11 protein-coding genes and 1 pseudogene are annotated in these 11,891 nt (G+C 70.6%); 10 read left to right on the plus strand and 2 right to left on the minus strand.

Annotated features, from left to right (window positions below; genetic code table 11):
* Positions 1-175: 175 nt before the first annotated feature.
* The 9 genes and pseudogenes from AC07FA_RS26535 to AC07FA_RS26575 all read left to right on the plus strand — a co-directional run bounded on the left by AC07FA_RS26535 (position 176) and on the right by AC07FA_RS26575 (position 9,359).
* The gene (locus tag AC07FA_RS26535) at positions 176-553 is read left to right on the plus strand and encodes a DUF3499 domain-containing protein (protein WP_185300479.1); all 378 of its coding nucleotides are present in this window, start codon (positions 176-178) and stop codon (positions 551-553) included.
* Positions 514-1,085, plus strand: a pseudogene (locus AC07FA_RS26540) (L-lactate permease); the annotation flags it as partial. The gene AC07FA_RS26535 and the pseudogene AC07FA_RS26540, both read left to right, overlap by 40 nt.
* Positions 1,086-1,137: 52 nt before the next feature.
* A complete protein-coding gene (locus AC07FA_RS26545) occupies positions 1,138-2,511 on the plus strand; it encodes a phosphomannomutase/phosphoglucomutase (RefSeq protein WP_479078763.1) in 1,374 nt (457 codons plus the stop codon).
* Between the two features lie 542 nt (positions 2,512-3,053).
* Positions 3,054-3,236: a Trm112 family protein gene (locus AC07FA_RS26550; protein WP_383795778.1), complete on the plus strand. Its 183-nt coding sequence runs from the start codon at positions 3,054-3,056 to the stop codon at positions 3,234-3,236.
* 139 nt (positions 3,237-3,375) lie between these two features.
* Entirely contained in the window at positions 3,376-4,509 is a 1,134-nt protein-coding gene (locus AC07FA_RS26555) for an SIS domain-containing protein (RefSeq protein ID WP_479078764.1), read from the plus strand.
* A gap of 98 nt (positions 4,510-4,607) precedes the next feature.
* Complete coding sequence (gene manA, locus AC07FA_RS26560) at positions 4,608-5,771, plus strand: mannose-6-phosphate isomerase, class I (RefSeq protein WP_479078766.1); 1,164 nt, start codon at positions 4,608-4,610, stop codon at positions 5,769-5,771.
* A gap of 87 nt (positions 5,772-5,858) precedes the next feature.
* The gene (locus AC07FA_RS26565) at positions 5,859-6,839 is read left to right on the plus strand and encodes a cation diffusion facilitator family transporter (protein WP_479078767.1); all 981 of its coding nucleotides are present in this window, start codon (positions 5,859-5,861) and stop codon (positions 6,837-6,839) included.
* Between the two features lie 295 nt (positions 6,840-7,134).
* Positions 7,135-8,592 (plus strand): adenosylhomocysteinase, encoded by a 1,458-nt coding sequence (gene ahcY / locus AC07FA_RS26570; RefSeq protein WP_479078768.1) that lies wholly within the window; start codon positions 7,135-7,137, stop codon positions 8,590-8,592.
* A 149-nt stretch (positions 8,593-8,741) separates the two neighbouring features.
* Positions 8,742-9,359, plus strand: a complete 618-nt coding sequence (locus AC07FA_RS26575) for a hypothetical protein (RefSeq protein ID WP_479078770.1) — start codon at positions 8,742-8,744, stop codon at positions 9,357-9,359.
* On the opposite strand, the gene AC07FA_RS26580 is transcribed toward AC07FA_RS26575, so the two are convergent.
* Complete coding sequence (locus tag AC07FA_RS26580) at positions 9,356-10,315, minus strand: RDD family protein (RefSeq protein WP_479078771.1); 960 nt, start codon at positions 10,313-10,315, stop codon at positions 9,356-9,358. The two genes, AC07FA_RS26575 and AC07FA_RS26580, sit on opposite strands and share 4 nt — an antisense overlap.
* 119 nt (positions 10,316-10,434) lie before the next feature.
* On the opposite strand from AC07FA_RS26580, the gene AC07FA_RS26585 reads away from it, so the two are divergent.
* Positions 10,435-11,442, plus strand: a complete 1,008-nt coding sequence (locus AC07FA_RS26585; protein ID WP_479078772.1) for a stage II sporulation protein M — start codon at positions 10,435-10,437, stop codon at positions 11,440-11,442.
* A gap of 120 nt (positions 11,443-11,562) precedes the next feature.
* On the opposite strand, the gene AC07FA_RS26590 is transcribed toward AC07FA_RS26585, so the two are convergent.
* The coding region (locus tag AC07FA_RS26590) for a hypothetical protein (RefSeq protein WP_479078773.1) at positions 11,563-11,891 on the minus strand (329 nt) is incomplete at its 5' end.

Genomic DNA, 11,891 nt, shown 5'->3' on the forward strand with positions numbered 1-11,891 from the left:
CGCGCTCACGACTATGACCGGAATCGACGGGCGACGGCCGGGGGCCGCCTGCTGCCGCGCAGGTCAGGGCAGTTGCCCCGAAGACGGCTGTGCCGGACGTCACAGGGCGACACGTGGGGGTGAGGTGCGGGAGAGTCGTCGCAGCCCGCTCAAGAGTGCGGTACCGTCCAACATCGTGAGCCCTGTACGTCGCTGTTCGCGAACTGCGTGCGGCCGCCCTGCCGTCGCGACACTGACGTACGTCTATGCCGACTCGACTGCGGTCCTCGGCCCGCTCGCCACCTATGCCGAGCCCCACTGCTACGACCTGTGCGCCGAACACAGTGAGCGGCTGACCGCGCCGCGCGGCTGGGAAGTGGTCCGGCTCTCCGACCCCTCCGCCCCCACGCGCCCCAGCGGTGACGATCTCGAAGCCCTGGCCAACGCGGTACGGGAAGCGGCGAGGCCGCACGACCGCGGGCCGGGCGCCGGAAACCGCGGACCGCGGACGGCCGACCCGGTGGAGGTCGCCCGTCGCGGCCACCTGCGGGTGCTCCGCTCGCCCGATTCCTGACCGACGCCGAACCGGCCCCTCCCGTTCCAGGAAACTTTTCCGGCACGGGCCATAACCTGGGTGCCCGCACTCGTCTGCGGAGCGGCCTTCGCCGTCGCCCAGACCCCCCGTCAAGCGGCTGCTGGCCGAGGCGACCCGCGTCTTCGACTGGCCGTATCTGAATGTCACGGGCCCCACGGGCGAACCCGTCGGCGCCAACCTCTTCACTCTGCCGGTCGTCGCCACCGGGGGCGCGCTCGTCCTGCTGGCGGGACTGGTCAGTCCGTGGCCGCCGCGGGGGCCGGGCTCGCCTTCCTCTCACCGGCCCTCGGCCTCACCGGAACTGCTCGCCGCCGCCCACAGCTCCGGGGGAGTGCTGGGCACGATGATCTCCCCGCAGAACCTGACCATCGCCTGCGCGGCGGTCGGCCTGGCAGGCCGCGAAGGCGACCTGCCGCGCAAGGTCCTCCCCTGGAGCCTCGGACTGCTGCTCGTGATGTGCCTCGTGGTGATGGGACCGAGCACGCCCGTACTGGGCTGGATGCTGCCCTGACCGAGCCCCCGGGTAGTTTGGGCGCTCCGCAGAGACCCCAGGAGGACCGGCCGTGGTTGCTGATCTGTCGCAGCTCGTGAAGGCGTACGACGTGCGCGGAGTCGTGCCCGACCAGTGGGACGAGTCGCTGTCGGAACTCTTCGGCGCCGCCTTCGTCCAGGTCACCGACGCGGACGCGATCGTGATCGGCCACGACATGCGGCCCTCGTCGCCCGGCCTGGCCGCGGCCTTCGCCCGCGGCGCGGCGGCGCGCGGGGCCGACGTCACCCTGATCGGGCTCTGCTCGACGGACCAGCTGTACTACGCGTCGGGGGCACTGGACCTGCCGGGCGCGATGTTCACGGCCTCGCACAACCCGGCCCAGTACAACGGCATCAAGATGTGCCGGGCCGGCGCCGCGCCGGTCGGCCAGGACACCGGTCTGACGGAGATCCGCACCCTGGTGGAGGACTGGTCCACGAACGGCGCCCCCCGCCACGCCACCACACCCCCCACCCCCGCCACTATCACCGAACGCGACACCCTCACCGACTACGCCGCCCACCTCCTCGGCCTGGTCGACCTGTCCACGATCCGTCCCCTGAAGGTGGTGGTGGACGCGGGCAACGGCATGGGCGGCCACACCGTCCCCACCGTCTTCGCGGACCTCCCGGTGGACCTGATCCCGATGTACTTCGAACTGGACGGCACCTTCCCCAACCACGAGGCCAACCCCCTCGACCCGAAGAACATCGTCGACCTCCAGGCCCGCGTACTGGCCGAGGGCGCCGACCTGGGCCTCGCCTTCGACGGCGACGCGGACCGCTGCTTCGTCGTCGACGAGCGCGGTGCGGGCGTCTCCCCGTCCGCGATCACAGCCCTGGTCGCGGCCCGCGAGCTCGCCCGCAACGGCGGCAAGGGCACCGTCATCCACAACCTGATCACCTCCTGGTCCGTACCCGAGGTGATCCGCGAACACGGCGGAACCCCCGTCCGCACACGCGTCGGCCACTCCTTCATCAAGGCGGAGATGGCCGAACACGGCGCGATCTTCGGCGGCGAACACTCGGCGCACTACTACTTCCGCGACTTCTGGAACGCGGACACGGGCATGCTGGCCGCCCTCCACGTCCTGGCCGCCCTGGGCGGCCAGGAGGCCCCGCTCTCGGAGCTGCTCGCCGAGTACGACCGCTACACGGGCTCCGGCGAGATCAACTCCACCGTCGAGAACCAGGCCGGACGACTGGCCGCGATCAAGGCGGCGTACGGCAACCGCGACGACATCACCTTCGACGACCTCGACGGCCTCACGGCGACATCGAAGGACTGGTGGTTCAACGTCCGCGCCTCCAACACGGAACCGCTGCTGCGCCTGAACGTGGAGGCCCGCGACGAGGAGACGCTGACGGCGGTACGAGACGAGATCCTGGCCTTGATCCGAGCCTGACGGGACATGCTTCGCGGGTGCGGCGGGTGCGGCGGGTGCGGCGGGTGCGGCGGGTGCGGCGGGTGCGGCGGGTGCGTGGGGCTCGCGGGTCTCTTGGGATGCGTGGGGCTCTTGAGGCGCATGGGGCACGTGGGGCGCCTGGGGCGCCTGCGGATGGGACGCCGGGCACCTCTCTCCCCGTACCTTCCGGCACACCCGCTCCTCCCGCGCCCGTTCCTCCCGCCCCCACTCCTCCCGCGGTACAGCCCGTCCGGCAATTTCCAGCCCCTCCGGCGTTTGAGGAGCGGGGTCCGGGGCGGAGCCCCGGTTTCGGGAAGGGGCGGGTAGGGGACAAGCCCCGCCGCAGGCGCCCCACCCCGCAGCAGACGCCCACAGCCCCGCACCCCCGCACCCCCACGACCACCCCTCCACCCCGCCCGCCCCGGCCGCGCCCCCGCCACCCCAGCGGTAGGCTGACGTCGCCTGATCCCCGCGACCCGCACCCCGCACCCCGCGACTGCGACCGCGAACCGCTCGTTCGAACGCTCGAAGGGACCCACCCCATGCCGCTCGAAGCCGGCCTCCTGGAGATCCTCGCCTGCCCGGCCTGCCACTCTCCGCTCGACGACCGGTCGGCAGCCGAAACCCCGGAGCTCGTCTGCACCGGCACGGACTGCGGTCTGGCCTACCCGGTACGCGACGGCATCCCGGTTCTCCTCGTCGACGAAGCCCGCCGCCCCGCGTAACAGCGCGACCCGCGACACGCGAGACCGGGCACGGCGCGACCGAGTCGGCGACGACGAGGCGACCCTGCCCGCACCGCGCGAACCGGACCCGCACCCGCACCGCATCCCGCACCCGTACGGTGATCGGAGGCCCACCGCCATGCTCGACGAGTCATTGCTCGATGCCCCGGAAGCCCTGGCCCGCGCCGACCGCCGAGGTCTGCTGCGCGGCGCCGCAGAAGCCGGCGCCCGAGTCCGTACTGCCGCCCGGCACGCCGCCGAGGCCGGCATCGGCTCCCTGGCCCCGGAAGGCCGGCCCCGGGCCGTCCTCGTCGCGGGCCCCGGCGCCGCCGCATCCGGCGTCGCCGACCTGATCGGCGCACTCGTCGGCGCCGCAGCCCCCGTCATCCGTATTCACTCCACCGGCGTCGCCCCCGCCGCGGGCGCCCTGCGCTGGGCGCTCCCCGGCTGGGCAGGCTCCGTGGACCTGCTGCTCATCGCCACGCCGGACGGCTCCGAACCGGGCCTCGCCCAGCTCGCGGAGCAGGCATACCGCCGAGGATGCACGGTCGTCGCGGTCGCCCCCACGCGATCCCCGCTCCGCGAGGCCGTCGACGGCGTCCACGGCCTCGTCGTACCTATGGCGGCCGCCCCGCACGGTGAGTACGACGCCGAGACCGAGGGGGCGGGCCCCGGCACCCTCTGGGCGCTGCTCACCCCGCTGCTCGCCCTGCTCGACCGGCTGGGCCTGGTCGACGCACCCGCCGACGTGCTGCAAAGCGTCGCCGACCGCCTCGACCACACCGCCGAGCGCTGCGGCCCCGCCATCGCGACGTACAGCAACCCGGCCAAGACCCTCGCCGCCGAACTCGCCGACAGCCTCCCCCTCATCTGGACGGAGGGCGGCGCCGCAGGCCCGGTCGGCCGCAGGTTCGCCGCGGTGCTGACCGATCTCGCCGGACGCCCCGCACTCGCCGCCGAACTCCCCGAGGCACTGCCTTTGCACGGCCAGCTGCTCGCCGGAGCCTTCGCCGCCGGAGCCGACCCCGACGACTTCTTCCGGGACCGTGTCGACGAGCCGGAAGCGATGCGGGCCCGCGTCGTCCTGCTCCGCGGCCGCCCCACCGGCGGCCTGAGCGCCGCCCCCGCGGCCCGCGAACTGGCCCTCAGCCACGACACCGCGATCAGTGAACTCGAACCGGAGGAGGGCGCCGAACTCGAAACCCTCGCCGAACTCCTGGCGGTCACCGACTTCGCCGCCGTCTACGTGGCCCTGGCCTCCCAAAACCACTAACCCTCCGCAACACCCCTCACGCCTCGCCCCACCAGAGCCAGCCCACCCGCGCCACCCCCAGCCCCGCAACCAACTCCGCTTCCCCAAGGACGAACTCCATGGACCGGCTCTCCAACACCGTGCGCCCCTACGCCTGGGGCTCCACCACGGCCATCCCCGAGCTGCTCGGCATCGCCCCCACCGGCGAGCCGCAGGCCGAGATGTGGATGGGCGCCCACCCAGGAGCGCCGTCCATGGTCACCCGGTCCGGCGCCGAGCAGCCGCTCACCGAGGTCATCGCCGCCGACCCCACGCGCGAACTGGGCCCGGCGGCCGTCGCCAAGTTCGGCCCCCGCCTCCCGTTCCTCCTGAAGCTGCTGGCCGCCGGCGCACCGCTCTCCCTCCAGGTGCACCCCGACCTCGACCAGGCCGAGCAGGGGTACGCGGACGAGGAGCGCCGGGGCGTCCCGCTCACCGCCCCCCACCGCACGTACAAGGACGCCAACCACAAGCCCGAACTGATCTGCGCGCTCACCCCCTTCGAAGGACTCTGCGGCTTCCGCAGGCCCGCCGATTCGGCCGACGCGATAGAGGCCCTAGGCGTCGATTCCCTCAAGCCGTACGTGGACCTCCTCCGCGCCAAGCCCGAAGAGGCGGCCCTGCGCGAGGTCCTGACGGCGATCCTCACCGCCGAGCCCGCGGAGATGGCGGCCACGGTCACCGAGGCGGCGGCCGCCGCCGAACGCCTCGGCGGAGCCCACGCCCCGTACGCCCAGATCGCCCACCACTTCCCCGGCGACCCGGGCGTCATCGCGGCGATGCTCCTGAACCACGTGGAACTCCAGCCCGGAGAGGCCCTGTTCCTCGGCGCGGGCGTCCCGCACGCCTACCTCGGCGGCCTCGGCGTCGAGATCATGGCCAACTCGGACAACGTGCTGCGCTGCGGGCTGACCCCCAAGCACATCGACGTCCCCGAACTCCTGCGTATCGTCCGCTTCGAGGCGACCGATCCGGGCGTCCTGCGCCCCGAGGCGGCCCCTTCCGGCGAAGAGCCGTACGAGACCCCGGTCGACGAGTTCAGGCTGTCGCGCTACGACCTCTCGCCCGGCGCCGACCCGGTCGACCTGACGGCGCCCACTCCGCAGATCCTGCTCTGCACCTCCGGCGCTCCTCTCGTCGGCGAACTCGAACTCGCCGCCGGAGAATCGGTTTTCGTACCGGCGGACGAAAAGGTCGAAGCCTCTCGTACGGGCACACTCTTCCGAGCCACTGTGGTGGCTTGACGTACCGTCCGCACCAACGGCTGCAACAATGTCCGGCCGTACCGCGGCGCCAGTGCCGCAGCACCGAGGAAGGGACACCAGGCACCCATGAGCGCGTCAGGCGGAACCAAGGCGATCGTGGCGGCACTAGCCGCCAACCTCGCGATCGCAGTCGCCAAATTCGTGGCGTTCCTCTTCAGTGGCTCGTCGTCGATGCTCGCGGAGAGCGTCCACTCGCTGGCCGACTCCGGTAACCAGGGCCTCCTGCTGCTCGGCGGCAAGAAAGCCAAGCGCGCGGCCACCCCCGAGCACCCCTTCGGATACGGGCGCGAGCGCTACATCTACGCGTTCCTCGTCTCCATCGTGCTGTTCTCGGTCGGTGGCATGTTCGCGATCTACGAGGGCTACGAGAAGATCAAGCACCCGCACGAGATCGAGGCCTGGTACTGGCCGGTCGGCGTGCTGGTCTTCGCGATCATCGCCGAGAGCTTCTCCTTCCGTACGGCCATCCTGGAGTCCAACCTCACCCGTGGCGACCGGTCCTGGACGGAGTTCGTCCGCCGCGCGAAGGCCCCCGAGCTCCCCGTCGTCCTCCTGGAGGACCTCGGCGCGCTCGTCGGCCTGATCCTGGCTCTCGCGGGTGTGGGCCTGGCCCTCGGCACCGGCAACGGCGTCTGGGACGGCATCGGCACCCTCTGCATCGGCATCCTGCTGATCGTCATCGCGATCGTGCTCGCGGCGGAGACGAAGTCCCTCCTCCTCGGTGAGTCCGCGGGCATCGAGGACGTCGAGAAGATCAAGGCGGCGGTCGTCGACGGCGAGACCGTCACCCGCATCATCCACATGCGCACCCTCCACCTCGGCCCGGAAGAGCTCCTGGTCGCCGCCAAGATCGCGGTCCAGCACGACGAGAGCGCCACCGAGGTGGCCCGCGCCATCAACGCCGCCGAGACCCGCATCCGCGAAGCCGTCCCGATCGCCCGGGTCATCTACCTGGAGCCGGACATCTACAACGAGGAAGCCGCGGCGGCGGGCACCAACCCGGCCAAGACCCCCGGAGCCCCGGGCCCGACGGAATCCGGCCACTGACGGCCACGTCATCCCGGCCACTGACGAGCCACTGACGAACCCCGACGTCCGCACCCGACGGCCCGGTGATCGCCCCCAGCCCCTGGGCGGGCTGGGGCACACCGGGCCGACCGGTGTAGATTCTTATGGAGTAACAGACGTCGCTGCTGATGGCGGTCGATCGGTCCGCACTGTGGACCGGCCGAGGGAGAGAGGGCCTCCGACGGACTGCACTGTGAACCGTCGGGCATTCCTGTGCCCGCCGCCGCAGAGCCAGCCCAGCCCACCCTCGACCCTTCACGAGGAGCAGCCCGTTATGACGACGGTCGCCAATCGCCAGGACTTCAAGGTCGCCGACCTTTCCCTTGCCACCTTCGGGCGCAAGGAGATCACCCTCGCCGAGCACGAGATGCCCGGCCTGATGTCGATCCGCAAGGAGTACGCCGCCACGCAGCCGCTGGCAGGCGCCCGGATCACCGGTTCGCTGCACATGACGGTGCAGACGGCCGTGCTCATCGAGACCCTGGTCGCCCTCGGCGCCGAGGTCCGCTGGGCGTCCTGCAACATCTTCTCCACCCAGGACCACGCCGCCGCGGCCATCGCGGTGGGCCCGAACGGCACCCCGGACGCCCCCGCCGGCGTCCCGGTCTTCGCCTGGAAGGGCGAGACGCTGGAGGAGTACTGGTGGTGCACGGAGCAGGCTCTGACCTGGCCGAACACCCCCACCGGCGGCCCGAACATGATCCTGGACGACGGCGGCGACGCCACCCTCCTCGTGCACAAGGGCGTCGAGTTCGAGAAGGCCGGCGCGGCCCCGGACCCGTCGACGGCGGACAGCGAGGAGTACGCGCACATCCTCACGCTGCTGAACCGCACCCTCGGTGAGGCCCCGCAGAAGTGGACCCAGCTGGCGTCCGAGATCCGCGGCGTCACCGAAGAGACCACGACCGGCGTGCACCGCCTGTACGAGATGCACCGCGACGGCACCCTCCTTTTCCCGGCGATCAACGTCAATGACGCGGTCACCAAGTCGAAGTTCGACAACAAGTACGGCTGCCGCCACTCGCTGATCGACGGCATCAACCGCGCCACCGACGTCCTGATCGGCGGCAAGACCGCCGTCGTCTGTGGTTACGGCGACGTGGGCAAGGGCTGCGCGGAGTCCCTGCGCGGCCAGGGCGCCCGCGTGATCATCACCGAGATCGACCCGATCTGCGCCCTTCAGGCGGCGATGGACGGCTACCAGGTCGCCACGCTCGACGACGTCGTCGGCCAGGCCGACATCTTCGTCACCACGACGGGCAACAAGGACATCATCATGGCCGCGGACATGGCCAAGATGAAGCACCAGGCGATCGTCGGGAACATCGGTCACTTCGACAACGAGATCGACATGGCCGGGCTGGCGAAGATCGACGGCATCGTCAAGGACGAGGTCAAGCCGCAGGTCCACACCTGGACGTTCCCCGACGGCAAGGTCCTGATCGTGCTGTCCGAGGGCCGCCTGCTGAACCTGGGCAACGCCACCGGCCACCCCTCGTTCGTCATGTCCAACTCGTTCGCGGACCAGACCCTGGCCCAGATCGAGCTGTTCACGAAGCCCGAGGAGTACCCGACCGACGTCTACGTGCTGCCCAAGCACCTGGACGAGAAGGTCGCCCGTCTCCACCTCGACGCACTCGGCGTGAAGCTCACGACCCTGCGTCCCGAGCAGGCCGCCTACATCGGCGTCGAGGTCGACGGACCGTACAAGTCCGACCACTACCGCTACTGATCCACCCGCCGGCGCCATGGCCGTCACCACCTGGCGCCGACGGAGGGAAACAGCCTCAGCGGCAGCTACGAGCGCAGGCCCCCGCACCCCCGTGCCGGGGGCCTGCCCTCGTATCGCACCCGCACAGCCCGAGGAACCCGAAGGACCCCATGCCCCGCGGCCGATATTCGCTCCACGATCTCCACGACCACACCCCCCTCGGTGAAGAGCACTTCCACTGCGCCCCCGGCCCTTCCGGCTGGCGCTACGTCTCCCAGACCACGGCCCCGTCCGGAGACCATCTCGGCTCCCTCGATCTCACCCTCGACGAACTCGGCCGTCCCATCCGCCTCGAACTCCACGCCAGAAGCTGGCAGGTCCGCGGCGCAGCCCTTGAGGGCGTCACCTGGGTCCGGACCGACCCGACCGGCACACATGCCACCGAAGGCAATGTCCGCGCCCACGCCTTCGCCGGCACGTCCCCCGCGTTCCTCGTCGCCACTGCCAGGCTCCTGCGCCTCACCCCCGATTCCGCCGAGACCCGGGTCCGCCTGGTCACCTTCACAGACCCGGTCCTCGCCCCCCGCACTGTCGATCAGTCCTGGGCCCTGGTGAACAGTGAAACCCACGCCACTGACAACGGCCCCCTGATCGTGGACGAATACCAGGTCAGCGCCTTGGACACGGGCGACAGACACACGGTTCACCTCGCCGGCGACGTAGTCCTCTCGGGCCCCGGCATCGAGCTCGAACACCTGGAGTCACCGCCCTCGCCCACCCCGCGCTAAGCAGGCGGAGCGAATCCGGTCGAAGCGGCCCCCTCGGGCTTCGTCATCGAAGCCCCCGCCCCGGACTCCACGGGACCACCAGCAACCGGCCCCGGCACCGGCCCCGTCGGCACAGCGACCACAGGCCGGGCGACCGCCGGCACCACAGGCTCCCCGGCCCCCCTCACCGCCCCGCCCTCACCGAAAGCCCCACGGGCCCCGGCAGGGGAAGGCGCGAAGGCCCGCCGCGCATCCCGCGCCTGCCTCTCGTTCACCACCGCCGCCAGGTAGGCGGCCGCCGGCACCCCCTGAGGCACCGGAACCCCGGTCCGCGCCGCCAGATCACCGGCCAGCCGCTCCGCCACCGACCAGCCCACACCGGGATCGAGTTGGTGCATACGCGTCAGGTACTGCCGGACCGCCAGCCAGAGCTCATCGGGAACCGACGACAGGTCCAGCTGCGCGAACCGCCCGACCAGCCAGGGCGGCGGAGGCGGTACGGCGACGGCTCGCCCGGCCGGCAGCCGCTCACGTACGACGAGTGTCCCCGCGAAGACATCACCGAGCCGCCGCCCACGCGCCGACACCAGCGACGCGACGCACGCCACGACGCCGAAGCTCATCAGAATCTCGACGATCCCCATCGCTCCTCGGACGAGCGCGTGCCTGAACCTGATGGGCCCGCCGTCGTCCCGCACCACGCGCAGCCCGCACGCCAGCTTCCCCAGCGAACGACCGTGGCTCAGTGTCTCGACCGCGATGGGGCCTCCCACCAGCACCAGGAGAAAGGTCGCGACCGCTATCGCGGCCTTCGCCGCCTCGTCGAGCGACGCCGTCGCTATCGCAAGACCGATCGAGACCACCACGAACACCAGCAGAATCACGGCGAGATCGATCGCTATCGCCAACGCGCGGCTCGGCAGCCTCGCCGGCCGCAGCCCCAACACGACCGCGTCACCGGTCACCAGCTCATTCATCGCGCCCCACCCTTCGCCGACCTTCCCTGCCCCTCGGAACCTCAGTCTGCCAAGCTGGCCCGCAGCGCGCCGCAGTAGTACGGACCCGTACGCACCCATGCCTGGAGCAGCAGCCGACCATGGACCTCGACGTCTTCGTCACCGCCCACCGCACCGAGTGGGACCGCCTGGACCACCTCCTGCACCGTGGAAGGCAACTCACCGGGGCGGAGGCGGATGAGCTTGTCGCGCTCTACCAGCGCACGGCGACCCACCTCTCCCTGATCCAGTCCAGCGCCCCGGATCCTGTGCTCACCGCGCGTCTGACCCAGCTGGTGGCACGGGCCCGCTCCACGGTCACCGGCACACGCAAGGCGTCCTGGCGCGACGCGGCCCAGTTCCTGACCGTCGGCTTCCCCGCGGCCGTCTACCGCTCCCGGCACTGGTGGGTCCCCACCGCCGTACTCTCCACGCTCCTGGCGGCACTCATCGGCTGGTGGATCGGCACTCACCCGGAGGTCCAGGCGGCGATCGCCGCCCCGGACGACCTGCGCCGGCTCACGCGCCCGGGCGGCGAGTACGAGACGTACTACTCCAGCCACCCGGCAGCATCGTTCGCAGCGCAGGTATGGACGAACAACGCGCAGGCCGCAGCCATGTGCCTGGTCCTCGGCGCCTTCCTCTGCATACCGGTGATCTACATCCTCTTCGTCAACGTCCTCAATCTCGCCGTGGGGATCGGCCTGATGTCCTCGGCAGGCAGGCTGGACACGTTCCTCGGCCTCGTCCTCCCACACGGCCTGCTCGAACTGACAGCGGTCTTCGTGGCCGCCGGTACGGGCCTCCGGCTCGGCTGGACGGTCATCGACCCGGGACCCCGCACCCGTCGCTCCGCTCTTGCCCAGCAGGGCCGCGCCGCGATCGGTATGGCAATCGGTCTGGCCCTCGTCCTGTTCATCTCGGGCCTCATCGAGGGCTTCGTGACCCCTTCCGGCCTCCCGACCTGGGCGCGCATCACCATCGGCATCGCAGCTGAGCTGGCATTTCTCGCGTACGTCTACATCCTCGGCGGCCGAGCAGCCCGCGCCGGCAACACCGGCGACCTCGATGCGGGCGAGCGCAGCGCCGAGCTCCCCTCCGCAGCCTGAGGACCGATGTGCAACGGCCCTGCCTGACCTGCTAGTCTCCTCTTCGCCCACAAAACTGTTGACACAGTCCGTGTGGGGAGGTAGATTCAAACAGTTGATCCGGACTGGACATGTTCGGGATCAGCCGTTAAGTTCATCTCGCTCGTACCGGAAGCCCAAGGCTTCCGCAGAGCCATTGATTCTCTTATTTGAAATCATCAGGCCGTTCAATCGGTTGGAATGTTTCTGATAAAGTCGGATCAGCCGAAAGGCAAAGGCCCTCCAACAGGCCGCCGGAAACAAATTCGAACCGGAAACGGAACGAAATGAGTCTGGTAAGGTTGGAACCGCCGGAAAGGGAAACGCGAAAGCGAGGAACTGGAAAGCGAAACCCGCTTCGACCGGGAATCGGACACGAAAGAGTCTGATAGAGTCGGAAACGCAAGAACGAAGGGAAGCGCCCGGAGGGC

This window comes from Streptomyces sp. NPDC045968, from assembly GCF_056430475.1.